Source organism: Stenotrophomonas rhizophila (genome assembly GCF_001704155.1).
GTDB classification, from domain to species: domain Bacteria; phylum Pseudomonadota; class Gammaproteobacteria; order Xanthomonadales; family Xanthomonadaceae; genus Stenotrophomonas; species Stenotrophomonas rhizophila_A.
The window spans coordinates 2,377,317-2,402,505 of sequence record NZ_CP016294.1; the positions used below are offsets into that span (position 1 = coordinate 2,377,317).

At 68.5% G+C, this 25,189-nt stretch carries 22 protein-coding genes; 21 read left to right on the top strand and 1 reads right to left on the bottom strand.

The features are described from left to right. Positions 1 to 404: 404 nt before the first annotated feature. The 21 genes from BAY15_RS10630 (at position 405) to BAY15_RS10730 (ending at position 20,358) form a co-directional block, all read left to right on the top strand. Entirely contained in the window at positions 405 to 1,553 is a 1,149-nt protein-coding gene (locus tag BAY15_RS10630) for an SPFH domain-containing protein (protein ID WP_068852230.1), read from the top strand. Positions 1,554 to 1,571: 18 nt separating this feature from the next. Then, positions 1,572 to 2,906: a hypothetical protein gene (locus BAY15_RS10635; RefSeq protein ID WP_068852232.1), complete on the top strand. Its 1,335-nt coding sequence runs from the start codon at positions 1,572 to 1,574 to the stop codon at positions 2,904 to 2,906. After that, positions 2,903 to 3,154 (top strand): hypothetical protein, encoded by a 252-nt coding sequence (locus BAY15_RS10640; protein ID WP_068852233.1) that lies wholly within the window; start codon positions 2,903 to 2,905, stop codon positions 3,152 to 3,154. The genes BAY15_RS10635 and BAY15_RS10640 overlap by 4 nt, the downstream gene beginning before the upstream one ends. Positions 3,155 to 3,197: 43 nt before the next feature. Further along, on the top strand, positions 3,198 to 3,590 hold the full coding sequence (locus BAY15_RS10645; RefSeq protein WP_068852234.1) for a hypothetical protein: 393 nt from the start codon (positions 3,198 to 3,200) through the stop codon (positions 3,588 to 3,590). Between the two features lie 75 nt (positions 3,591 to 3,665). Then, positions 3,666 to 4,778: a type 1 glutamine amidotransferase domain-containing protein gene (locus BAY15_RS10650; protein ID WP_068852235.1), complete on the top strand. Its 1,113-nt coding sequence runs from the start codon at positions 3,666 to 3,668 to the stop codon at positions 4,776 to 4,778. Between the two features lies 1 nt (position 4,779). Continuing rightward, positions 4,780 to 5,472 (top strand): response regulator transcription factor, encoded by a 693-nt coding sequence (locus tag BAY15_RS10655; RefSeq protein WP_068852237.1) that lies wholly within the window; start codon positions 4,780 to 4,782, stop codon positions 5,470 to 5,472. A gap of 71 nt (positions 5,473 to 5,543) precedes the next feature. Then, positions 5,544 to 6,749, top strand: coding sequence for a sensor histidine kinase (locus BAY15_RS10660; protein WP_208856098.1), 1,206 nt, complete (start codon positions 5,544 to 5,546; stop codon positions 6,747 to 6,749). Between the two features lie 162 nt (positions 6,750 to 6,911). Continuing rightward, the gene (locus BAY15_RS10665) at positions 6,912 to 7,496 is read left to right on the top strand and encodes a (2Fe-2S)-binding protein (protein WP_083214151.1); all 585 of its coding nucleotides are present in this window, start codon (positions 6,912 to 6,914) and stop codon (positions 7,494 to 7,496) included. Further along, complete coding sequence (locus tag BAY15_RS10670; protein ID WP_068852240.1) at positions 7,469 to 8,539, top strand: FAD binding domain-containing protein; 1,071 nt, start codon at positions 7,469 to 7,471, stop codon at positions 8,537 to 8,539. The genes BAY15_RS10665 and BAY15_RS10670 overlap by 28 nt, the downstream gene beginning before the upstream one ends. Beyond that, on the top strand, positions 8,536 to 10,812 hold the full coding sequence (locus tag BAY15_RS10675) for a xanthine dehydrogenase family protein molybdopterin-binding subunit (RefSeq protein WP_068852244.1): 2,277 nt from the start codon (positions 8,536 to 8,538) through the stop codon (positions 10,810 to 10,812). Before BAY15_RS10670 ends, BAY15_RS10675 begins: the two co-directional genes overlap by 4 nt. A 99-nt stretch (positions 10,813 to 10,911) precedes the next feature. Beyond that, positions 10,912 to 12,072: a molybdopterin molybdotransferase MoeA gene (locus tag BAY15_RS10680; protein ID WP_237334247.1), complete on the top strand. Its 1,161-nt coding sequence runs from the start codon at positions 10,912 to 10,914 to the stop codon at positions 12,070 to 12,072. A gap of 1 nt (position 12,073) precedes the next feature. Continuing rightward, entirely contained in the window at positions 12,074 to 13,099 is a 1,026-nt protein-coding gene (moaA, locus tag BAY15_RS10685; RefSeq protein ID WP_068852247.1) for a GTP 3',8-cyclase MoaA, read from the top strand. Next, on the top strand, positions 13,099 to 13,587 hold the full coding sequence (gene moaC / locus BAY15_RS10690; protein ID WP_237334248.1) for a cyclic pyranopterin monophosphate synthase MoaC: 489 nt from the start codon (positions 13,099 to 13,101) through the stop codon (positions 13,585 to 13,587). The genes moaA and moaC overlap by 1 nt, the downstream gene beginning before the upstream one ends. Further along, positions 13,584 to 14,174: an NTP transferase domain-containing protein gene (locus BAY15_RS10695; RefSeq protein ID WP_068852253.1), complete on the top strand. Its 591-nt coding sequence runs from the start codon at positions 13,584 to 13,586 to the stop codon at positions 14,172 to 14,174. Before moaC ends, BAY15_RS10695 begins: the two co-directional genes overlap by 4 nt. Continuing rightward, entirely contained in the window at positions 14,174 to 14,416 is a 243-nt protein-coding gene (locus BAY15_RS10700; protein ID WP_068852256.1) for a MoaD/ThiS family protein, read from the top strand. Before BAY15_RS10695 ends, BAY15_RS10700 begins: the two co-directional genes overlap by 1 nt. Then, entirely contained in the window at positions 14,413 to 14,880 is a 468-nt protein-coding gene (locus tag BAY15_RS10705) for a molybdopterin synthase catalytic subunit (protein WP_068852258.1), read from the top strand. Before BAY15_RS10700 ends, BAY15_RS10705 begins: the two co-directional genes overlap by 4 nt. Positions 14,881 to 14,940: 60 nt before the next feature. Then, complete coding sequence (paoA, locus tag BAY15_RS10710) at positions 14,941 to 15,585, top strand: aldehyde dehydrogenase iron-sulfur subunit PaoA (RefSeq protein WP_068852261.1); 645 nt, start codon at positions 14,941 to 14,943, stop codon at positions 15,583 to 15,585. Further along, positions 15,582 to 16,532 (top strand): FAD binding domain-containing protein, encoded by a 951-nt coding sequence (locus BAY15_RS10715; protein ID WP_068852264.1) that lies wholly within the window; start codon positions 15,582 to 15,584, stop codon positions 16,530 to 16,532. The genes paoA and BAY15_RS10715 overlap by 4 nt, the downstream gene beginning before the upstream one ends. 3 nt (positions 16,533 to 16,535) lie before the next feature. Next, positions 16,536 to 18,734 (top strand): aldehyde oxidoreductase molybdenum-binding subunit PaoC, encoded by a 2,199-nt coding sequence (paoC, locus tag BAY15_RS10720; RefSeq protein WP_068852267.1) that lies wholly within the window; start codon positions 16,536 to 16,538, stop codon positions 18,732 to 18,734. Then, complete coding sequence (locus BAY15_RS19645) at positions 18,731 to 19,762, top strand: XdhC family protein (protein WP_068852270.1); 1,032 nt, start codon at positions 18,731 to 18,733, stop codon at positions 19,760 to 19,762. The genes paoC and BAY15_RS19645 overlap by 4 nt, the downstream gene beginning before the upstream one ends. Continuing rightward, complete coding sequence (locus tag BAY15_RS10730) at positions 19,759 to 20,358, top strand: nucleotidyltransferase family protein (protein ID WP_335743673.1); 600 nt, start codon at positions 19,759 to 19,761, stop codon at positions 20,356 to 20,358. The genes BAY15_RS19645 and BAY15_RS10730 overlap by 4 nt, the downstream gene beginning before the upstream one ends. Positions 20,359 to 20,368: 10 nt before the next feature. Here the strand turns inward: BAY15_RS10730 and BAY15_RS10735 are convergent, their stop codons facing one another. Beyond that, positions 20,369 to 25,123, bottom strand: a complete 4,755-nt coding sequence (locus tag BAY15_RS10735; RefSeq protein WP_068852276.1) for an ATP-dependent helicase — start codon at positions 25,121 to 25,123, stop codon at positions 20,369 to 20,371. Positions 25,124 to 25,189: the final 66 nt, after the last annotated feature.

Here is a 25,189-nt window from a genome sequence, read left to right on the forward strand (position 1 = left end):
ACCAAGCTCTATGACGTGATGGGCTTCATAGTGCTGACCAACTCTTCTGCTGACTTCCCCGGATTTGCTGATTACTGGCTGCGAATAGGTTGGCCATACCTGGCCGGTGTTGCGCTCCCACTCTGCCATGAGGTCGCCCTTAAATCGACCGAATTCAGATCGACTCTTCGCTGCAGCCTCCTTTGATATGGGGCCGTATTGATTCCTCTGAACTGCCTCCACCATCGATGGTTTCACCGAGCTCCGAGCCGTCCCCTTGTGGGGACATCCAGCGTTGCGCTAAAAGGTTTAGCCCCTGAGGCCGCGCCTGCCGGAAACGCCCATCACCCCGGCCGTGCCCCGCTGCTATAGTTCATCCATCGTGACGGGCACCCCGCCCGTCGTTGGATCACAGGGAGCGGGTCATGGGTCTCATCCAGGCAGTGAAAGGTGCAGTAGGCGGCGTGCTGGCCGACCAGTGGAAGGACTTCTACACCGTACCGGCGGGCCTGCCGGCCACCGCGGCGCTGTTCGCCGCCGTGCCGCAGGGCACCAATGCCGGGCGCGGCTCCAATACCAGCGGCTCCTCCAACATCATCACCAACGGGTCGAAGATCGTAGTGCCCGAAGGCTACGGCCTTCTGCTGTTCCAGGACGGGGCCATCACCGGCTTCGTCGCCGAACCGGGTGGCTATGAGTGGCGGTCGGATGACCTCAACTCGCAGTCGATCTTCGCCGGCGACGGCATCGTCACCCCGCTGATCAAGCAGAGCTGGGAGCGCTTCAAGTTCGGCGGCCAGCCGGGCGGCCAGCAGGCGGCGTTCTTTGTCTCGCTGAAGGAACTGCCCGACAACCGCTTCGGTACCCAGTCGGAAATTTACTGGGACGACGGCTTCCTCAACACCCAGGTCGGCGCGGTCACCCGTGGCTCGTACACGCTGAAGATCGTCGACCCGATCCTGTTCGTGAAGAACTTCGTGCCGGCCAGCTACCTGCAGCCGGGCAAGGTGTTCGACTTCACCGACCTGGACAACGCGGCGGCCAGCCAGTTGTTCAACGAAGTGGTGGGTTCGCTGGCGCCGGCTTTCAGCCTGTACACCAACGATCCCGGCAAGGGCAACCGCATCACCAAGCTGCAGCAGGATTCGCTGGGCTTTGCCCAGAGCCTGTCGGCGGCGGTTGAGCAGGGCTACCAGTGGAAGTCCGACCGTGGCCTGGCCATCGTCAAGACCGCCATCGTTTCCATCGAATACGACGCCAACACCCGCGAACTGCTCAAGACGGTGCAGCGCGCCGATGCGCTGTCGGGTGGGCGTGGCAATTCCAACCTGCAGGCCAGCGTCGCCCAGGGCATCCAGTCGGCCGGTGAGAATGGCGGCGCGGCAGGCCTGGTCGGTGTGGGCATGGCGACCGGCATGTTCGGCGCCGGCGCGATGCAGCAGCCGGTCGCCCCGGCGGCCCCTGCGGCCGATGACCCGGTGGCCAAGCTGCAGAAGGCCAAGGAGATGCTGGACCTCGGCCTGATCACCCAGGACGACTACAACGCGCTCAAGGCCAAGGCACTGGGTCTGTAAGGCGGACACACGATAACCATGTCCGACCCCCGAACCCCGCCCCCGCTACCCGGGGGCCCCCCGCCGTTGCCGGACGCCGTGACCGGCCCCGGCTCGCCGCGCGATGTGCCGCCGCTGCCGGGCAGCTTCCCGCTTGACCCAGCTACCCTGCCCGACCCGATCCGCGCCGAGATCGAGGCGCCCGATCCGGTCGCGCTCGATACCCGTGCAGAGGAGCTGAAGGACGGCCTGAACCGCTGTCCCAAGTGCGGCTCCACCGATGTGCGCCTGAAGCTGGGCACCGATGTGCTGGTCTGCCAGTTCTGCCGGAACGAATGGCATGGCGCGCTGGTCGAGCAGGAGTTCGGGCTGGGCGAAGGCCTGGACCAGCTGCGCGGCACCATCATCGCGTCGGGTGCGCGCGACATCGAGGCCGGCACCGCCAGCCTGATGAGCTTCAAGTGCACCGGCTGCGGCGCCGAAGTGACCATCAACACCGAAACCACCATGACCGCGCGCTGCCACTGGTGCCGCCATGTGTTCGGGGTCAACGAGCAGGTCGCCAACGGTGCGGTGCCCGATGCAGTGCTGCCGTTCCGCATCACGAAAGACGATGCAGTGGCGCGTATCCGCCAGTTCGTGGACAAGCGCCGGCTGTTCGCGCTGAAGGCCTTCAAGGACCAGTTCACGCCCGAGAACGTGGTGGGCGTGTACATGCCCTACATGATCGTGGACAGCAAGGTCAGCGCCAGCGTGTCCGGCAAGGGCGAAATCAAGACCCGCCAGTACACCCGCGGCGAAGGTGACAAGAAGAAGACCTACTACGACGCCGATGTGTACCAGGTGGACCGTGCGGTGGACTTCACCGTGGATGACCTGCCGCTGGAATCGTCGGCCGAGCGCGGCAACCTGGATACCAAGGCCAACACCAACAACATCATCAATGCGATCCTGCCGTTCGATACCAAGAATGCGCTGAAGTGGAACGCCTCGTACCTGCTGGGCTTCTCGTCCGAGAAGCGCAACCTGGACGTGGAAAAGATGAAGCCACGGCTGGAAGACCAGCTGCTCTCCATCGCCCGCGCGCAGGTGGAAGGTTCGGTGCGCCGCTACGACCGCGGCGTGCGCTGGGAGCAGGAACGCGTGGACCTGCACGGCTCGCGCTGGGTCTCCATGTACCTGCCGGTGTGGCTGTATTCGTACCACCAGCCTGGCCGCAACGGCGGCATGCTGCATTACATCGCGGTCAACGGCCGTACCGGTGAAACCATGGGCAGCGTGCCGGTGCAGCAGTGGAAGCTGCTGCTGGCCGCGCTCACCACCGGCACCATCGTTGAAGCCATCACCCTCTGGTTCCTGGTAGCTGCCTCATGAGCGATGAAAGTGGTCTCTGGTTGTTGCTGGCGGGTCCCGCCAGCGCAACCGCCTTGTACTGGGGCCTGTACCGGTACTACCGCAACACCGACAAGTCGCATGCGTTCGAGCGTGAGACCACGGTGGAGGCCAAACCGGTGACCGGCTCGGACCGGCAGGTGGATACCATCACCGGCACGCAGGAAACGCGGATCCGTGGCGACAACGTGCGCGAGTACCGCAAGCGGGTCGTGCGCAACAGCGGGTGAGGTAGAATGCCGCCACTTTCTACCCTTCAGATTATGGATAGCCATGAAGAAGCTTGCCTTCCTTGCCCTGCTGCTCACCTCGCTGAGCCTTCTCACTGCCTGCGCCCGTGGCGGCGACAAGGCCGCCGAGACGAACGACCCGAAGGTCGGTGACCTGTATGCAGCGGTGCTTTCGGAGTTTGCCGAGTTCCAGCAGCCGGGTGAAAAGGCCTACGGCCTGCTGAAGGTCATCAAGGTCGAGCCGGACACCGTCACCGTGGTCACCGACAGCAGCGCCTGGGATGACGAAATGTCGGCCAAGCGCGAGCTGCGTGGTGACCTCAAGGAGGTCGTGTGGGATATGGACGACGAGATCGTGGTGGCCCGCTCGGAGCTGGCGGAGATGCACCGCAAGGAGATCATCTTTGCCGTGCGCCATGGCGACAGCGCCAACTGACGCGACAACCGTGACTTGAAGTCTGCTTGAGGGGCGCGGTGCATGCTCCAGATCACCATCCGATCTGGAGTTGCCATGTACCGCTTCCTTCCTGCCCTGCTGCTGGGCGCTGCCCTGCTGTTCCCGCCCGCCGCACTGGCGGCCGACAAGGTCCTGATCGTCCTCAGTGGCGAGGGCCGCGATGCCGGCAAGACCCGGCCCGGGTATGAATTCGACGAGCTCTCGCAGGCCTGGCTGGTCTTCAAGGCCAACGGGCTGGCGGTCGAGGTGGCCAGCCCCCAGGGTGGCCCGGTCGAGCCCGACAAATACAATCCCGACGAACCGTTCAACGCACAGCTGCTGGCCGATGGCGCTGCCATGGCGCAGCTTGCCGCCACCCGGCCGATCGCCGGGCTGCGTGCCAGCGATTACCGCGCAGTCTATGTGGTGGGCGGCAAAGGGGCCATGTTCGACCTGCCCCGCTCGCAGCCACTGCAGCAGTTGATCGGTGCCGCATGGGCCAACGGCGCGGTGATCGCGGCGGTGTGCCACGGGCCTGCCGCACTGGCCGAGGTGCGGCTTGCGGACGGCAGCCCGTTGGTCGCGGGCCGGCAGCTCACCGGCTTCACCAACGAGGAAGAAGCTCTGTTCGGCAAGAAATGGGCGAAGGAATTCCCGTGGCTGCTGGAGGACGCGCTTCGCCAACGCGGCGGTGAGTGGAGCGAAGCGCCGCTGATGATGCCGCACGTGGTCGTCGATGGGCGCCTGGTCACGGGCCAGAACCCCTACTCCACCGTCGGCGTGGCCGAGGCGCTCGTACGCGGCCTGGGGCGGACCCCGGTGGCACGTACGCCCGGGCGCGACGAGCGTTCCATGGCGCTGGTCGAGCGCCTGCGCGGCGGTGATGCGGCCGGCGCGGCCCGCACGCTGAAGCAGGATCCTGCTTCCTACCACGTCGAGCTGATCGGCATGCTGGGCTTCTACCAGGCGAAGGCGGCGAATGTGGACCTCGCGGCACTGCGCCCTGCATTGCAGACCATGGAGCTGGCCATGCCTTACATGGCCGAGCCGCAGCTGAAACTGGGCGTCGCCGAGGCGCACCTGCGGTTGGGCGACCGCAGCCGGGCACGGACACTGGTGCTGGAGGTACTGGACGCCTCGCCCGGCATGCAACAGGCTGGTGACCTGCTGAAACGGATCGACAGCTGACATGACAACCTGCCCTGCCCTGCGCGTACTGGTGATCGAGGACAACCCGGTGCTGCGCGCCAACCTCGAACAGCTGTTCGCCGGCCAGGGCATCGACAGCCGCTTCGCCGCCGATGGCCTTTCCGGGCTGCAGGAGGCACTGGCCGAGCCGCCCGATGTGCTGGTGCTGGACCTGGGCCTTCCCGGCCTGGATGGCATGCGCGTGTGCGAGCAGCTGCGCGCGCGCAGCGACCGGCACGTGCCGGTGTTGATGCTGACCGCGCGTGATGCGTTGGAGGACAAGCTGGCCGGGTTCCGAAGTGGTGCCGATGACTACCTGGTCAAGCCGTTTGCCGGTGCCGAACTGGTGGCGCGGTGTGTGGCCCTGTCGCAGCGCCACCGCGCAGGCACCCCGCACCTGCTGACGGTTGGCAGCCTCAGCATTGACCGGCGCAGCAACCTGGTGCAGCGACACGGGCAGACGCTGGTGCTCCACCACACCGCCCTGCAGCTCCTGCTGCTCCTGGCCGAAGCATGGCCACGCACGCTGACCCGAAGCGAGCTGGTCGAGCGGTTGTGGGGCACCAACCCGCCCGAGTCCGATCCGCTGCGCACGCACCTGTACACCCTGCGGCAGGTGCTCGACAAACCGTTCCCGGTGCCCCTGCTCAAGACCGTGCATGGCGTGGGCTTCCGCCTGGAGGCGGACACGTGAGCGCCGCACCGCGTCCGCGTCGTCGCCTGCGCCGCCGCCTGATGCTGGCCTTCTCCGGCTTCGCGCTGCTGGTGGCGGTGCTGTACGGCTTCTACGTGGTGCTGTTCGTCTATCTGGTCGAGGACGAGATGTTCAATGGGCTTCTGGAGCAGGAAGCCAGGGTGCAGCTGCATCATCACGCCAGCCAGGGTGGATGGGCGCGACCGGCATTGCCGGGCATGTCGGTGCATGAGACTGCTGCAAGCCTGCCCGAAGGGCTCGGCGCGCGGTTGGTTGAGGAACCCTGGCGCCGGGAGTTCGCCGGTGACCAAGGTCGCCACTACCATCTCCGGCGGCTGGAGCCAACGGATGCGTGGCTGGTGGCGGAGGTCAGCCAGCAGTTGGTGGTGCGGCCGATGCGGGGTGGCATCCTGCAATGGTTGGGCTGGTCGAGCCTTGGCGTGCTTGGGATCGCCCTGCTGCTGGGCGCATGGCTGGCTCGACGGATGACCGCGCCGCTGTCACGGCTTTCCGACGTGGTCGCCGGCGCCAGTCCCACGCATCTGCCGACCGGGTTCGCCGAGAGCCTTCCCGACGATGAAGTTGGCGCACTGGCGCGCACACTGCAGGGGCTGCTGGTACGCATCGAGGCCTTCGTGGACCGCGAACGCGAGTTCACGCGGGATGCCAGTCATGAACTGCGCACGCCGCTGGCTGTCATCCGCAGTGCGTGCGAGCGCATGCAGGCCCGTGCCGATCTGGACCCCGCGCTTCGCCTGCAGCTCGGCCACATGAACCAATCGGTGCTGCAACTGGAACACACCATCAGCGCGCTGCTGATGCTGGCCCGCGAACAGCATCTGCAGGAACCCGCGGAATCGATCACCCTGCTGCCACTGATCGAGCGGGTGATCGTGGACCAGACCGGCCTTCTTGGCGATCGCCCGGTGCAGCTGGCGCTGGACGTGGCGGGCGATGCAAAGGCCTGCCTGCCGCCCACCGCGCTTCGTGTCATCCTGTCCAACCTGATCGGCAATGCCTTCGCGCACACGCTGAAGGGAGAGGTAAGCATTACGGTGGAAGCGGGCTGGTTGCAGATCACCAACCCGGGTGCCGGCATCGATGCGGAGGCCCTGCAGCCCTTCAGCAAAGGCGCGGCAAGCAGCGGTTACGGCCTGGGGCTGTCGATCGTCCATCGGCTGTGCGAACGCCACCAGATCGACCTTCGATTCAATCCCGACAGGACCCGCACCATGGTGTCCATCCGGCTCGATCCGGCTGCACGCACGTGCACTTGAGAAGGCTTGTCAGCCCAATGTCGATCGTTCAGCCCATTGGATGACTCAGTAAGTCTACGTGAGGGCAGTCAATTGCATCTTCGCGCGTACTGCACTGCGCCTCCACCCCCGTTGGACGCGGCATGGCGCACGGTGGGACGCATCGCCCCAGCCGGAACTGCCATGAGCGAGTCTGTCGCCCCCCTGCTTGCCGCCTCCCCACCGCGTCCTGATCCCCGACCGCGCGTGCTGTACCCGCTCAGCCTGACCATCAATGGGGCCCCGCATGCGCTTCAGGTCGAATCCTCGGTAAGCCTGCTTGACCTGTTGCGTGAACGCCTTCAGCTGACCGGCACCAAGAAGGGCTGTGACCACGGGCAGTGTGGCGCGTGCACCGTGCTGGTGGATGGGCGGCGAATCAACAGCTGCCTGACCCTGGCGGTGATGCAGGATGGCGCACAGGTGCAGACCATCGAAGGTCTCGCCGACGGCGACGACCTGCATCCGCTGCAGCAGGCCTTCATCGCCTGCGACGCGCTGCAATGCGGGTACTGCACGCCGGGGCAGATCTGCTCGGCGCAAGGCTTGATCAACGAGGGCAAGGCGTGCAGCCGCGACCAGGTGCGCGAGCTGATGAGCGGCAACGTCTGCCGCTGCGGCGCGTACCCGCAGATCACCGACGCGGTGATGTCCGTCCTGGGGACCGAACAACCACTGACGGCCGAATCCCCGGCGGCTGAATGGGTTCCGGGCACGGTGCCCGCATGATTCCCGCCACCTACCAGCGACCCGATTCGATCGCCTACGCCCTGCAGGCCCTGGCCGGCTCCATCGGAAGCAACGATACCCGGCCCATCGCAGGCGGCACCAACCTGCTGGATCTGATGAAGCTGCAGCTGGTCACCCCCGGTGCACTGGTCGACGTGAACCGGCTGCCGCTGGATCGTATCGAAGCACGCGAGGACGGCGGCCTGCGTTTGGGCGCGACGGCGCGCAACGCCGACACGGCCTGGCACCCGCTGGTCGAGCGCGACTACCCGTTGCTGTCGGCCGCCATGCTTGCAGCGGCATCGCCGCAGATCCGCAACATGGCCAGCAACGGCGGCAACCTGCTGCAGCGCACACGCTGCACCTACTTCTATGACCGGGCCACGCCCTGCAACAAGCGCGAGCCGGGCAGCGGCTGCTCCGCCATCGGCGGGTTGACCCGCCACCACGCCATCCTGGGCGCGAGCGAGCACTGCATCGCCACCCACCCGTCTGACATGTGCGTGGCGCTGGCCGCCCTGGACGCAGTGGTGCACGTAGCCAGCGTGCACGGCGAGCGCGAGATTCCGTTCGCCGATTTCCATCGCCTGCCGGGGGACACGCCCGACGTCGACACCTCGCTCGCCGCCGATGAACTGATCCTGCGCATCGAGCTGCCACCGGCCACGCGCTTTGCCGCCCACAGCGCGTATCTGAAGGTTCGCGAGCGCCTGTCCTACGCCTTCGCGCTGGTCTCGGTCGCGGCCGCACTGGATATCGCGCCGGATGGCACCATCCGCGCGGCGCGCCTGGCACTGGGCAGCGTGGCCCACAAGCCGTGGCGGGTGGCTGCCGCCGAAGCGACACTGGAAGGCGCACGACCTGGACCCGAAGCCTTCGCTGCCGCCGCCGAGGCACTTGTGCAGGGCGCGGTGTCGCAGGGCCAGAACGCCTTCAAGATTCCGCTGGCCCGCCGCACGGTGATCCGCGCGCTCGAAACCGCCGCACGCGGCACCGTCGACAACCAGGGCAGCTCGCGCCCCCAACCGGAGACGCCGGCATGAATCTTCCCAACCCGCTCCATCCGCCGGTGGCCCCGGCAGGCACCGGACACGTGCCGACCGGCACCGGTACGCCGCGCATCGACGGGCGTGCGAAGGTCACCGGCCAGGCGCGCTATGCCGCCGAGTGGCCTGCACCGGACCTGGTATACGGCGTGGCGGTCAACAGCACCATCGCGAAGGGGCGCATCCTGGGCTTCAGCCTGGATGCCGCCGAGGCGGTCCCCGGCGTGCTGCGCATTCTCACCCACGACAACCGCCCGCGGATGCGCAGCGCAGGTCTGTTCTACAAGGACATGACCGCGCCCGCTGGCAGCCCGTTCCGCCCCCTGTACGACGCCACCGTGCTGTACAGCGGCCAGCCGGTCGCGCTGGTACTGGCCGAGACGTTTGAAGCCGCCCGCGAGGCTGCCGAACGCGTGGAAGTGCACTACGAGGTCGACGAGCACGACACCAACCTGGTGGCCGCCATGGCCCGCGCACGCCCACCGAAGAAGCTGAAGGCAGGCTTTTCGGCCCCGCCCAAGGACAAGGGCCAGCCCGACGACGCATTCACGCAGGCGCCCTTCCAGGTCACCGCCGATTTCTACCACGGCGTGGAACACCACAACCCGATGGAGCTGTTCGCCAGCACGGTGATCCGCGCCGACGACGGGCACTTGACCATCTACGACAAGACCCAGGGGTCGCAGAACAGCCGGTGGTACGTATCGCATGTGTTCGGCCTGCCCAAGCGGAAAGTGACAGTGCGCAACCCGTATGTGGGTGGCGCTTTCGGGGCGGGGCTGCGCCCGCAGTATCAGCTGCCGCTGGCCGTGATGGGCTCGCTGGCGCTGGAGAGATCGGTGCGGGTGGTGCTGACCCGGCAGCAGATGTTCACCTTCGGCCACCGCGCCGAGACCGTGCAGCGGGTGAAGCTGGGCGCGGACGCCGACGGCACCCTGCACTCGATCTGGCACGAAGCCGTAGGCGAAACCTCGCGCATCGAGGATTACGTGGAAGTGGTGGTGAACTGGAGCGGCCAGTTGTACACCTGCGACAACGTGCACCTGGGCTACAAAGTGGTGGACCTGGACCAGTACACCCCGATCGACATGCGCGCACCCGGTGCCGCACACGGCGTGCATGCGCTGGAAGTGGCGATGGACGAGCTTGCTGCAGGCCTCGGCATGGACCCGCTGGCACTGCGCCTGAAGAACTATGCCGAGGTCAACCCGGCCGACGGCAAGCCCTATTCGAGCAAGGCGCTGCGTGAATGCTATGAGCAGGGTGCAGCCCGCTTCGGCTGGGCCGACCGCCCGCAGCAGCCGCGTTCGCGCCGCGAAGGCAATGAGTGGGTCGGCTGGGGCATGGCTACCGGTCAATGGGATGCCATGCAGATGTTCGCCCGCGCGCGCGCCGTGCTGCACGCCGACGGACGGCTGGTGGTAAGCAGCGCCGCCAGCGACATCGGCACCGGCACCTACACCGTGATGAGCATGATCGCCGCCGAGGCGTTGGGACTTCCGCTGGAGCAGGTGAGTTTCCAGCTGGGCGATTCGACGCTGCCGGTGGCCCCAATCGAAGGGGGCTCGTCGCACGTAAGCACCGTCGGCTCGGCGGTGGAAGGCGCCTGCACCAAACTACGCCGCCGGTTGCTGGCCCTGGCGCGGCTGGCGCCGGGAACCGCGTTCGCGCGCGCCCGCCTGGAGGATGTGGTGTTCCGCGATGGCAGCCTGGCGCTGCGCGACGACCCGGCCAGCGCGGTGCCGCTGACCGCCCTGCTGGCCGGCGCTGAGCGCGCCAGCATCGAGGCCAGCTACCTGCTGCTGCCCAACCTGCTGGAACAACGGAAGTTCACCCGCGCCACCCACAGCGCGGTGTTCGTGGAAGTGCGGGTCGACGAAGACCTGGGCACCGTGCGGGTGATGCGGGTGGTCAGTGCCATTGCCGCCGGGCGCATCCTCAACCCGACCACGGCACGCAGCCAGATCATCGGCGGCGTGGTCTGGGGCATCGGCGCGGCCCTGCACGAGCACACCGAGGCCGACCATCGGTTCGGCCGCTTCATGAACCGGGATTTCGCCCAGTATCACGTGTCGGTCAACGCCGACATCCACGACGTGGACGTGCTGTTCGTCGAGGAGGATGACCGCGTGGTCAGCAGCCTGGGGGCAAAGGGCGTGGGCGAAATCGGCCTGGTGGGGGTATCGGCCGCGATCAGCAATGCCATTTTCCACGCCACCGGCAAGCGCATCCGCAGCACCCCGATCACCCCGGACAAGGTGATGCGCTGACGTGAAATGGCGATCACGCCGGAATCGCCAGACTGGGCCATCCCAAGCCACCCGCACGCACTGATGAGGCCGTTGATCAGCGTAGAGGAAGCCGATGCCGTGCTTCGTTCCAGCACCCCCGACGTTGTCACGGAACAGATCGCCCTGCCCGATGCGGTCGGCCGCGTGCTGGCACAGCCGGTGGTAGCTGAAGGCGCGCAGCCGCCGTTCGACCGGGTCATGATGGATGGCGTGGCCACGCGCTGGCAGCCGGTGATGCCCGCCGTGCTCCGCGTTGCCGGTGCGCAGATGGCCGGCATGCACGGCCAGGTGCTGGAAGACGCCGGCAGCTGTATCGAGGTTTCCACCGGCGCCGTCCTGCCCGAGGGGTGCGACTGCATCGTGCCGATCGAACAGCTGGAGCGCACCGCCGGCGGCTATGCGCTGCGCGCCACCGCCGTGCCGGTCGCCGGCCAGTTCATCCACCGCCGTGGCAGCGATTGCGCTGCCGGCACGCCGGTGCTGGCACCGGGCATCCCCATAGGACCGCCACAGGTGGCGCTGCTGGCGGCCAACGGCGTGGCCCGGGTCACCGTGGCTCGGTTGCCGAAGGTGGCCATCGTCGCGACCGGCGATGAACTGGTGGACGTGGACGCAGCGCTTCCGCCCGGACGCATCCGTCGTTCCAACGACCTGGCCTTGATGGCCGCGCTGCAGGCGGCCGGCCTCGGCCGCGCCTCCCTGCACCACCTCGCAGACGATCCTGCCCTGCTTGCCGAGGCGCTGGGCCGGCTGCTGGCCTCGCACGACACGCTGGTGCTGTCCGGCGGCGTTTCCATGGGACAGCGCGACTACCTGCCCGGCACGCTGGAGGCGCTGAGCGTGCGTTGCCACTTCCACGGCATCGCACAACGGCCGGGCAAGCCCATGTGGTTTGGCGTGGGGCCTCAAGGACAGCGGGTCTTCGCCCTGCCGGGCAATCCGGTTTCGTCGCTGGTCTGCCTGATCCGCTACGTGCGCCCGGCGCTGCTGGCGGGCATGGGCGCTGCGCCCGCTGCACCGGAGCAGGTGTCCCTCGCCACCGCCCTGCCCGCCTTTGCACTGGCCCAGTTCATTCCGGTCCATCTGCACGACGATGACGCCGGCAATGCGGTGGCCGAGCCCGTGGCCTCGCGCAACTCCGGTGACTTCACGGCGTTGGCCGGCACCGCCGGCGTGCTGGAGCTGGTTGCCGGCAGCGCGGGCCAGGCAGGCCAGCCATTGCGGCTGCACCGGTGGTGAGATGAGCGTCCACGCCCCCCTCCTGGATCGCCGCAACCGCCCCCTGCGCGACCTGCGCATCTCGGTCATGGACCGCTGCAATTTCCGGTGTACCTACTGCATGCCGGCGGCGACCTATGGCGAGGACTATGCCTTCCTGCCGCCCGAGGCGCGGCTGAGCTTCGACGAGATCGAGCGGGTGTGCCGCCAGGCCGCTTCGCTGGGGGTGAGCAAGCTGCGCCTGACCGGCGGCGAACCGCTGCTTCGCCCGCAGTTGCCCGACCTGATCCGGCGCCTGCGTCGCATCGACGGCATCGACGATATCGCCCTGACCACCAACGGCGTGCTGCTCGACCGGCAATCGCAGGCCTTGGCGGATGCGGGCCTGGACCGGGTCACGGTCAGCCTGGACACGCTGGATCCCGCGCTGTTCCGCCAGATCAGCGGCGGGCGTGGCGACGTGGACGCCGTGCTGCGCGGGATCGACGCGGCCTGCGCCGCTGGCTTCCGTGACGGGGTCAAGATCAACGCCGTGCTGCAGCGCGGGCTCAACGACGCCGGCGCGCTGGAGCTGGTCGAACGCTTCCGCGGCAGCAGCGTGGTGCTGCGCTTCATCGAGTTCATGGACGTGGGCAACCGCACCGCCTGGTCAGCGGACAGCGTGGTCAGCTCGCAGGAACTGCACGCGCGCATCCACGCCCGCTGGCCACTGATGGCATTGCCGCCGCGCCATCCGGGCGAAGTCGCCACCCGCTACCGTTTCGTTGATGGGGGCGGTGAAATCGGCCTGATCTCGTCCATCACCACGCCCTTCTGTGGCGACTGCACGCGGGCGCGCCTTTCCTCCGAAGGCCAGCTCTACACCTGCCTGTTCGCCACCCGTGGTACCGACCTGCGCGGCCTGCTGCGCGCCAGCGCGGACGACGCCACCCTGCGCGCGGTGCTGGCGGGGGTGTGGTCGGCCCGCAACGACCGTTACAGCGAACTGCGCGGCCGCCCGGCGTCAACGCCAGGACGCCGCATCGAAATGCACTACATAGGTGGATGATGGAACCCAACCCTACCCTGCTCTCGCACCTGGATGCCGATGCACGGCCGCGCATGGTCGATGTGGGCGGCAAGACCGCCACCGACCGCGTGGCACACGCCCAGGCCCGGGTGCGCTTCCCGCCCGAGGTCGCCACCCAGCTGCGCGAGGCCGGCTTCGTGCTGCCCAAGGGCGCGGTGCTGACCGTGGCCCACATTGCCGGGGTGATGGGCGCCAAGGTCACCTCGCAGTTGATTCCGCTGTGCCACCCGCTTGCCCTGCAGCGCTGCGATATCACCATCGACATGGAGGGCGACAGTGCGGTGATCGACTGCACGGTCGCCTGCCACGGCACCACCGGGGTCGAGATGGAGGCCCTGACCGGGGCCAGCATTGCCGCGCTCACGCTGTATGACATGTGCAAGGCGCTGTCGCACGCCATCGTGATCGAGCAGGTGCGGCTGGTGGCCAAACGCGGCGGCAAGTCCGACCTGGCGTACCCGTCATGAACGCACCGCTGTCTGCCCTGCTGCTGACCGGCGGTGCCAGCCGCCGCATGCAGGCCGACAAGGCACTGCTCGACTATGCCGGACAGCCACAGCTGCTGCGTGCCTGGGCACTGCTCAGGCATGTAGAGGTGGTGCAGGCCTTCGTCTCGCTTCGCCCGGACCAGCGCGGCGAAACGCTGAGGGGCAGCCTGCCAACCTTGGTGGACAGTGTCGACAGCGTGGGTCCCGTCGCTGGCATCCTCTCCGCGCAGCAGGCGTTCCCCGGTCATGCATGGCTGGTGATCGCCTGCGACCTGCCCCTGCTGGATGCGCGCACGCTGCGCGCGCTGGTGGCGGCACGGCAACCCGCGATGGACGCCACGGCGTTCGTCAGCCGCCACGACGACCTGCCCGAGCCGCTCTGTGCGATCTGGGAACCGTCCTCCGCACCGCTGCTGCGCCAGCGCTTCGACGCGGGGAACTACTGCCCGCGCAAAGCGTTGCTGCAGTTGCAGATCCACGCGCTGCCCTCGCCTGGCAGTCCCCTGGACAACGTCAACACTCCCGGCGAGCTGCTGCAGGCACGCCAACAACTGGAAACCAGCTGATGCCCCAGGTCGAACTCAATTACTTCGCGCAACTGCGCGAACAGGCCAACAGGGGTGCCGAACGCGTGGAGACCGACGCCGACTCGCTGGGCACGCTCTACGCGCAGCTGCAGGCCCGGCACGGCTTCACCCTGCCGGCGTCCACGCTCAGGGTGGCCGTAAACGAGCGCTTCTGTGGCTGGGACCACCCGCTGCAGGACGGCGACACCGTGGTGTTCATCCCACCGGTCAACGGCGGATGAGCGGGTTCTCGGTAAGCGCGGTGGGGCTGGATGTGCCGGCACTGCGTTCGGCCCTGCAGAATCCCGCGCACGGCGCGTTCTGTGCGTTCGAAGGCTGGGTGCGCAACCGCAACGACGGCCGCGATGTGGAAGGCCTGGAATACGAGGTGTACGCCGCCCTGGCGCAGAGCGAGGGCGAGACCATCCTGGCCGAAGCCCGCGAGCGCTTCGGCGATATCGATGCGATCGGGGTCCACCGCAGCGGTCGCCTGGCGGTAGGCGAGCTGGCCGTGTGGGTCGGCGTTTCCTCGCCCCACCGCGACGCCGCCTTCGGTGCATGCCGCTACATCATCGATGCGATCAAGCACCGGCTTCCGGTCTGGAAGAAAGAGCTGTACGTGGAAGGCGACAGCGAGTGGGTGGTCTGCTCGCACGGCGGCAACCCCCATTCACATGGCGCTTCACCGCATGCCGACCGCCCCTGAATCATCATCGTCGTACCGATCCCGTGAGCCAGGCTGCAGCAGCCAACGAGGAGCCACCCCATGAGCACGCCCCCCCAGCTTTCCCTTTCCCGCCGCGACGTGCTGAAACTCGGCGCCGGCTCGGCCACCAGCATGGTCATCCCCACCGTGGTCGCAGAAGCCCAGGGAAACACCGCCGGCGCACGCGCACCGGTGACCGCCGAGGTGACCTTCGAGGTCAACGGCAAGCCGCGCACGCTGCAGCTGGACACCCGCGTCACCCTGCTCGATGCACTGCGCGAGCACCTGCACCTGACCGGCACCAAGAAAGGCTGCGACCACGGCCAATGCGGTGCCTGCACGGTGCTGGTGGACGGCCGCCGCATCAATGCCTGCCTGACCCTGGCGGTGATGCACCCGGGCGCGAAGATCACCACCATCGAAGGGCTGGGCGCCCCGGACAAACTGCACCCGATGCAGGCTGCGTTCGTCAAACACGATGGCTACCAATGCGGCTACTGCACCCCCGGGCAGATCTGCTCGGCGGTGGCGGTGCTGCAGGAAGTGCGCGACAACATTCCCAGCCACGTCACCGATGACCTCGGCGCCCGCGCCACGCTCAGCGCCGATGAGATACGCGAACGCATGAGCGGCAACATCTGCCGCTGCGGCGCCTATTCCAACATCGTCGAAGCGATCGAAGACGTCGGAGGAACGCGCGCATGAGGGCCTTCACTTACGAACGTGCCACTACACCGGCCGAAGCGGCCGCTGCGGCGGCCCGCACGCAGGGCGCGCGCTTCATTGCCGGCGGCACCAACCTGCTGGACCTGATGAAGCTGGAGATCGAAACGCCCGCGCACCTGATCGACGTCAACGGGTTGTCGCTGGATACCATCGAAGCCACCGCCGAAGGCGGCCTGCGCGTCGGTGCATTGGTACGCAACACCGACCTGGCGGCCGACCCGCGCATCCGTCGCGACTACGCCCTGCTCACCCGCGCGCTGGTCGCCGGCGCCTCCGGCCAGCTGCGCAACAAGGCCACCACCGCCGGCAACCTGCTGCAGCGCACCCGCTGCCCGTATTTCTACGACACCGCGCAGCCGTGCAACAAACGCCTGCCGGGCAGTGGCTGCGGCGCCATCGGCGGCGTCAGCCGGCAGCTGGCGGTGGTTGGCGCCAGCCCAGCCTGCATCGCCACCCATCCCAGCGACATGGCGGTGGCGATGATGGCGCTGGACGCGGTGGTGGAAACCATCCGCCCGGACGGCTCCAGCCGGCGCATCCCGCTCAATGACCTGTACCGCGCGCCCGGCACCACGCCGCAGGTGGACACCGTGCTCGACAAGGGCGAATTGATCGCCGCCGCGGTGCTGCCTGCTCCGCTTGGCGGGACGCACATCTACCGCAAGGTGCGCGATCGCGCCTCGTACGCGTTTGCGTTGGTGTCGGTGGCCGCGGTGGTCCAGCGCGACGGCAGTGGTCGGGTCGCCCTGGGCGGGGTGGCATACAAGCCCTGGCGCACGCCGGAAGCCGACGCGCTGTTGCCGCAGGGTGCGGCTGCCGTCATGGCCTCGCTGCTGAAAGGCGCGACGCCCTCGTCACAGAACGCCTTCAAGGTGCAGTTGGCCGAACGCACGCTCGCCGCCGTGCTGCTGGAGGCGAAGGGATAAGCCATGAAATTCGACACGCCTGCAGGAAAGAATCCGATCGACCAGCTCAAGGTGGTCGGCCAGCCGTTGAATCGCATCGACGGTCCGCTCAAGACCACCGGCCATGCCCCCTATGCCTACGAACGCCACGACGCGGTGGCCGCGCCGGCATACGGCTACGTGGTCACCGCCGGCATCGCCAAGGGCCGGGTCAGCAGCATGGAACTGGATGCCGCACGCCGCTCCCCGGGGGTGCTGGCCATCGTCACCGCCGACAACGCCGGGCCATTGCAGAAGTCGCAACGCAATACCGCCGCGCTGCTGGGCGGGCCGGAGATCTCGCATTACCACCAGGCGCTGGCGCTGGTGGTGGCCGAGACCTTTGAACAGGCGCGTGCCGCGGCCGGCCTGGTCAAGGTCCGCTACACCACGCAGAAAGGCGCTTACGACCTGGCCGCGGCGAAGAAGGCCGGCACCAATTTCCAGAAGACCGACCCGGACGCCCGCGTGGGCGATTTCGAGAAGGCCTTCGGCGAGGCACCGGTGACCTTGGATGCGCTGTACCACACCCCCGACCAGTCGCACGCGATGATGGAACCGCACGCCACCCTCGCCGCGTGGGAAGGCGACAAGCTCACGGTGTGGACCTCCAACCAGATGATCGACTGGGGCAAGTCCGACCTGGCCAAGACCCTGGGATTACCGAAGGAAAACGTGCGCCTGGTTTCGCCGTACATCGGCGGCGGCTTTGGCGGCAAGCTGTTCGTCCGTTCGGACGTGCTGCTGGCGGCATTGGGTGCGCGCGCAGCGAAGCGCCCGGTCAAGGTCGCGCTGTCGCGCCCGCAGATCGCCAACAACACCACCCATCGCCCGGCCACGCTGCAGCGTATCCGGCTGGGTGCCACCGCGCAGGGGACGCTCACCGCGATCGGTCACGAATCGTGGTCGGGCAACCTGCCCGGCGGCTCCCCCGAAGAAGCAATCCAGCAGACCAAGCTGATGTATGCAGGCGCAAACCGGCTGGCCGGCTTGCGCTTGGCGCACCTGGACCTGCCGGAAGGCAACGCCATGCGCGCGCCGGGCGAAACCCCGGGGCTGATGGCGCTGGAAATCGCGATGGATGAAATGGCCGAGAAGCTCGGCCTGGATCCGGTCGAGTTCCGCATCCGCAATGACACCCAGGTGGACCCGGCCAATCCGGAACGACCCTTCTCCAAACGCCAGTTGGTGCAGTGCCTGCGCGACGGTGCGCAGCGCTTTGGATGGGACAAGCGCAATGCGCGCCCCGGCCAGCAGCGCGATGGCCGCTGGCTGGTGGGCATGGGCGTTGCCGCCGGCTTCCGCAACAACCTGGTGATGAAGTCGGGTGCGCGCGTGCGCCTGGATGCCACGGGCCAGGTCACGGTGGAAACCGACATGACCGACATCGGCACCGGCAGCTACACCATCCTGGGCCAGACCGCCGCAGAGATGCTGGGCGTGCCCCTTGAGAAGGTGACGGTGAAGCTGGGCGATTCCAGCTTCCCGGCCTCGGCGGGTTCCGGCGGCCAATGGGGCGCCAACAGTTCCACTGCCGGCGTGTTCGCCGCCTGCACCAAGCTGCGCGAGGCGGTGGCGACGAAACTGGGATTGGACCCGGCCACCGCGACCTTTGCCGACGGCCAGGTCAGCGCCGGCGGCAAGCGCTTCGCGCTGGGCAAGGCCGCAGCCGACGGCGAGCTGGTGGTGGAAGACACCATCGAGTTCGCCGAGCTGGAGGAGAAATTCCAGCAGTCCACCTTCGCCGCGCACTTCGTGGAAGTGGGCGTGGATGTCGCCACCGGCGAAAGCCGCATCCGGCGCATGCTGGCGGTGTGCGCCGCTGGGCGCATCCTCAACCCCAAAACCGCGCGCAGCCAGGTGATCGGCGCCATGACCATGGGCGTGGGTGCGGCCTTGTCGGAAGAGCTGGCAGTGGACACGCGGCTGGGCTTCTTCGTCAACCACGACCTGGCCGGCTACGAAGTGCCCGTGCATGCCGACATTCCCCACCAGGAGGTGGTGTTCCTGGACGAGACCGACCCGGTGTCGTCACCGATGAAGGCCAAGGGCGTGGGCGAGCTCGGCCTGTGCGGTGTCAGTGCGGCGGTGGCCAATGCGATCTACAACGCCACCGGCACCCGCGTGCGCGAGTATCCGATCACGCTGGACAAACTGCTGGCCGGGCTGCCCGCGCTGGGATGAGTGCCGGCCTGGCCAGTACGCCCCTGGATGCCGAGGACGGTAACCCCGGCCTCGTGTTCGAGGCGACCCTCGACGCGCTGCGCGCGGGTCGCCGCGCGGCGCTGGCGGTGGTGCTGGAAACCGAAGGGTCCACCTATACGCGCGCCGGCACGGTGGTGCTGTTTGCCGATCACGGCCACGTCGGCTGGCTCAGCGGTGGCTGCCTCGAGCCGGAGATTGAACGCCGCGCCATGCAGGCCGTGGACGACAACAGCTTGGCATGGATGGAGATCGATACCCGCGACGATGACGCGTTGTTTGCCGGCAACGCGGTGGGATGCCGCGGGCGGCAACGGGTGGTGTTGATTCCGCTGGCGTCGCTTGCCGGCATCCACAGCGTGCTTGATCCGTGGCTGCGGGGAGAGGGGACGCTGGAGCTCAGGCTGCACGGTGACGGAACGCTGCAATGGCGTTGTGGCGACATGGGCCTTTCCCATGGCATCGCCAGTCCGCGGGTTGACTGGGAAGCGCCTCGCCGGGAGTGGCAGCTGCAATGGCGGCGTGCGCCGAGCGTGGTGGTGTTGGGCGCGGGCCCGGAGGCCGCGCCGTTGCTGCCCCTGCTGGTGGGCCTGGGATGGCGGGTAGAGGTGCGTGAGCCGCGCCCACGGTGGCAGGGGCGGCTTGCTGCTGTCGTGCCACCCGACCAACGGTCGGGTGCAACCGCGGGTTCGTTTACCGATTGCAGCACGCGGTGGACCAACGGGCCGCTTCCGGATGCGGTGCTGGTGATGCACCACAATTTCGAGCTGGACCGGGAAGCGTTGGACGCCCTGGCGGCAACCTCGATTCCCTTCATCGGATTGCTGGGGCCAGGCCGAAGGCGCGACGACCTGTTCAAACTGCTGCCCCCGCAAGCACGGGCAGCGCTGTCCCCTCGCCTGCGCTCGCCGATCGGGCTGGGGCTGGGTGGGCGGGGGCCGGAGGCCATTGCGCTCAGCATTGCCGCCCAGCTGCAGGCATGGCGGCACGGCGTGCCGGAAGTGCCGTGATCAACGCCCATGCCGCCGTGGTGCTCGCCGCTGGCGCAAGCACGCGGCTGGGCCGCCCCAAGCAGCTGCTGCGCCGCGATGGCGAGACCCTGCTGCACCGCATGGTCCGGTTGGCAGCAGGCACCGTACCTTCGGTGCTGGTGGTGGTGCTGCCCGAGGCGTCTGGACCGCTCACCGATGCGGTGGCCGACCTCGAATGCGTGCAGGCGCTCAATCCACAGCCGCAGCGCGGCATGGGCAGCAGCCTGGTGGTCGCCGCGCCGATGGTCCAGGCCTCCGCACGGGTGCTTGTGGTCGCCTGCGACCAGCCCGCGCTGGAGGCTGCGCATCTGCAGGCGTTGCTGGACAGTGCCAGCCAGTCAACCTCAGGCTGCGCGGCCACCCTGTTGCGGGGCACGCTCGGCGTGCCGGCGGTGGTGCCCGGCGCATGGTTCGCCGATCTCGCCGACGGCCAGGGTGACAGCGGCTTCCGCGCACGGCTGCGCGCGCTGGAACCCGGAACGGTCGGCGTGCTGCACGCCCCTGCCCTCGCGCTGGATATCGATACCCCGGACGATCTGCGCGCCGCGCACGAACTCGGCCTGATCGACGACTGACGCCGTGGCTTCAGGGTTGCCAGTCGAGCCCGCGTGGCGCGCTGGAGAAACCCGCCGCACGCAGTGCCTCGGTCACCGCATCGCGTTGGATGGGCGCATCGTCGATCAATTCCAGGGTGAACGTCATCCGCCGCCCGCGTCGCAGTGCGATGACCAGCGCCTGGGCGGCCGCAGTCAGCGCCGCGTCTTCGCCAGGCGCGCCCGGCTCGAACCACGTCAGCAGTTGCCGCCCGCCCTGGGCCAGGTACATGCGCAGGCGACCGCCGCCGATCACCACCAGTGCACCGGGCCGTCGTACCGGCCGCTGTGACACGCGGTGCGCCGGCCATGGCAGCACCGGACCAAACGGATTGGCAGGGTCCGCCGCGGACAGTCCCACGCTGAACCCGACCCGCCCGGGCTGCTGCGCCTCGGCTACCTCACGCAGGGCATCGACCATGCCACGTTCGGCGAACTGTGCGCCGCCCATCCCCTCCACGAACCGCCCGCGCAGCACCCGGCCGGCATCCTCCATGCCGCGATAGACCTGCACCAGCGCGGGGAAACCCCCGGCGATGCCTTCGGCAATGGCCGCGCCGCGCGTCACGATACCGTGGCGCTCCAGCAGCCCGTTCGCCAGCGCGACCGCACGCACCGTGTCGCTGACCAACGGCCGCTGCAGCAGCGACCATCGACCCGCGAGGGTAGGCGTGGCCAACGTGGTCGCCATCGGCTGCAGGCCGCCCGCAGCGCCGAGCGGATCCATCATCGCCCTGCCCCGGGCGTAGCGGTTCTGTCGCGCAGTGGTCGTCGCCCGCGGGCGAGCGGGTCGCGTGGCCGACAGGTTCCGCAGCGGCGTCCACAGATCGGTGGTCACCCGACCGGCCCATGCCAGTTCCCACAGCGCGGTGTGCAGCGTCTCGGCATCGACTACGACGTCGTCCACGCCGGCAGCAGCCAGGCGCGCCTGCACCGCAGTGGCCAGTTGTCGTGCAAAGAACGCACCGCCATCGGACATTACCGTCAACAGCGCGGCCTGCAGGGGCGAAGGTTCGATCGCCTGCACGACAGGCAGCGTTTCGCCCATGCCCTCCTGCACGTGAAGCGACACCAGACCGTCATCCTCGCCCAGGCGGCCATGACCCACCCACGCCACCGTGCCGGTCGCCAGCAGTTCGTCCAGCATCGTCGGGGTGTAGTCGGCTACCCGCGCCGACAGGATCTGGTGCTCCCACGCCGACACCGGCATCGGAACGCCGGCCAGCAGCTCGATCACGCGCAGGACGCCATCGCCACCTTCCAGTGCGCCGTGCGCGGGTACCGCGCTGGAGCGCGATGCCACCGTCGCGTCGGCCACCAGCCCATGCCGCTCCAGCAGCAGCGCTGCATACGCTTCACGGCTGGCCGGACGGGTCGCTTCACGCGCGGCCTGCAGGGAGCGCAGGCGCAGGCGCTGGAACACCGCTTCGCCTACCCATTCGCGGCGCGCCAACGGAACCGTTGCAGCATCGGCGCCGTCGTCGCGCGCGTTCCCCGCGCCGAAATGACCACTGAGCACCTTGCCCTGTCCGGCCAGATGCTCCAGCGCCGCATCCACCACGGCCACGCCCAGCCCCCAGTGGCGGGCTGCATCGCCCGTGGTGAATGCCGCATGGGTTCGCGCGTAGCGTCCAAGCAGCTCGCCCAACGGGTCGCTGGAAGGCTGCAGGAACACGGCGGGTATGCCGCCTGGTAGTTCAACGGCGAGCGCATCCCGCAAGCGGGCGGCGTCCTCCACGGCGGCCCAGACCGGCCGCCCGGCCACCTGGACGGAAACGATGCGCTGCTCGCCCTGGAGCGAACGCAGATGCGTGCCGACGCTGTCTGCGTCGATGAGGCGCGCTGCGATGTCCGTTGCGCTCAACGGGCCCAGCTCGCGCAGCAGGTCGGCAAGCCCCTCCCTGCCGTTCGCCTGCCGCCCCGGTGCCAACCGCTGCAACTCCAGCCCCACCTGTTCCACAACGGCGGGATCAAGCAGTTCACCCAGATCCACCTGGCCGAGCAGGTCACCCAGCAGCCCGGCATCCAGCGACAGCACCGACGCGCGGCGCTCGGCCAGCGGCACATCGGTGCCATACATGAACTCGGCCACGTAGCCGAACAGCAGGTTGGCGGCAAACGGAGACGGCACCTCGGTGGTGACCTCGGCGATCTCGATGCGCCCATCCGCCAGACGCTGCATCAGCGTGTCCAGCGCATCCAGGTCGTAGACATCCTGCAGGCACTCGCGCGCCGCCTCGATCAGGATCGGGAACTCCGGATAGCGCTGCGCGATGGCGAGCAGCTCGGCGGCGCGCAGGCGCTGCTGCCACAGCGGTGAGCGCTTTCCCGGCTTGCTTCGCGGCAGCAACAGGGCCCGCGCCGCGCACTCGCGGAACCGTGCGGCAAACAGCGCTGAACCGCCCACGGCCAGCGTCACCTCACGGCGCAGCCGTTCGGGCTCGAACAGGAACAGCTCGGCGCCGGGCAGCCGCCCTGACGAATCGGGAATGCGCACGATGATGCCGTCATCGCTGGCCACCACCGCAGGGTCCACGCCCCAGCGTTCCTGGATGCGCCCTGCCAGTGCCAGCGCCCAGGGATCGTGGATGCGCCGTCCATAGGGCGAATGCAGCATCACCCGCCAATCGCCGGATTCGTCACGGCAGCGTTCCACCACCAGCCGGTGGTCGGTCGGCAGCACGCCGGTTGCCGCGCGCTGCTCATCCAGCAGGCCAATGATGTTCGCGATAGCATTGGGCTGCAGACCCGCACCCTGCAAGCGCGTGAGCAACGCCGGCGCAAGCGTGTCGTTGCCCGCTTCGGCATCCAGCGCGGCCAGGAACGCGCCCACCGCCTCACCCAGTTCCGCCGGGCGGCCCACGCCTTCGCCCCGCCAGAACGGCAGCCGTGCCGAGCGCCCGGGCGCGGGCGTGACCACGACCTGGTCATGCGTGATCCGCTCGATCCGCCAGGAAGTGGCGCCCAGCGTGATCACGTCATTGACCCGTGATTCGTGGACCATTTCCTCGTCCAGCTCGCCGACCCGGCGCGAGCCGGCACGTTCTTCGCCTTCGGGCAGCATCACGCTGTACATGCCACGGTCGGGAATGGTCCCGGCGCTGGTCACCGCCAGCTGCTTGGCCCCCGGCCGTGCGCTCAGTTCACCGCTCTGCCGGTTCCACACCAGGCGCGGGCGGAAGCCGGCGAAGTCGTCGGACGGGTAGCGCCCGGCCAGCATGTCCAGGGTGGCATCGAACGCACTGCGCGGCAGGCTGCGGTACGGCGCCGCGCGACGCACGCGCGCATACCAGGCGTCGACATCCAGCGGCTCCATCGAGGCCGCCGCCACGGTCTGCTGGGCCAGCACGTCCAGCGGGTTGCGCGGCGGATCCACCGCTTCGATGCGCCCTTCCAGCACCCGCTCGATCGCCACGGTGGCGTCGATCAGGTCACGTCGCGTGCGCGGGTAGACCAGCCCGGTGGAGGTGCCGCCGACCTGGTGGCTGGCCCGGCCGATCCGCTGCAGCGCACTGGCCACCGACGGCGGCGCAGCGACCTGGATGACCAGGTCCACCAGCCCCATGTCGATGCCCAGCTCCAGGCTGGAGGTCGCCACCACGCAGCGCAGCGAACCGTCCTTGAGCGACTGCTCGATGTCGCGCCGCTGTTCCTTGGACACCGAGCCGTGGTGGGAGCGCGCGATCAGCTCGGGGCTGGCCACCACCCGCGACACCGTGCTGCCGGTGAACGAGCCGTACTGCTCGGGTACGGGCGCGACAGGCGGCTGGCCGGCCGCGCGTGCGGTGCGTTCGGCATGCAGTTCATTGAGCCGCGCGGTCAGCTTCTCGGCCACCCCGCGTGAGTTGGCGAACACGATGGTGGAGCGCCGCGCCAGCACCTGGTCGAGGATGCTTGCTTCCACGTGCGGCCAGATCGAGCCCACCCGTCCGCTCTGCTCCCTTTCCGCGCCCGGCCCTGCGTGGGGTGGCAGGTCCGCCATGTCCTCCACCGGCACCACGATGCTGACGTCCAGCTTGCGCGGGCTGGCCGGGTCGACCACGGTGACCGGCCGGTCGCCGCCCAGGAACCCCGCCACCTGCTCCACCGGGCGCACCGTGGCCGACAGGCCGATGCGCTGCGCGGGCACCTGCAGCAATGCGTCCAGCCGCTCCAGGCTGAGCGCCAGATGGGTGCCGCGTTTGCTGCCGGCCACCGCATGGATTTCATCCACGATCACGGTATCGACCTCGCGCAGGGTCTCGCGCGCCTTCGAAGTCAGCATCAGGAACAGCGATTCGGGCGTGGTGATCAGGATGTCCGGCGGCCTCCGCAGCAGTCGCGCACGTTCAGCCACGGGAGTGTCGCCGGTGCGGATGCCGACCGTCAGCGCGACCGCGGGATCGCCCCGCCGTTCCCGCTCGGCGTCCACGCCCTGCAACGGCACCTGCAGGTTGCGCTGTACATCGGCGCCAAGCGCTTTGATCGGCGACAGGTAGAGCACACGGGTGCGGCGCTGCGCGGCCTTCGACGCGCCGGCGCGCGCGGCCTCCTGCTGCCGTGCCCGGTATAGCTGGTCGATGGCGTGCAGGAACGCCGCCAGGGTCTTGCCCGATCCGGTCGGCGCGATCACCAGCGTGTGCTCGCCCGCACCGATGGCGCGCCACGCCGCGGTCTGTACCGGGGTGGGCGTGGGAAACGCCGAGGCGAACCAGGCGCTGGTGGCGGGTTCGAACAACGTCAGGGCGGCAGCGGGCGAAGGCGTCATGGCTGCCCACCTTACCTGCCGCTGCGTAGAAATACCGATCACGGCCGCGCAGATTTTCCGATGCGG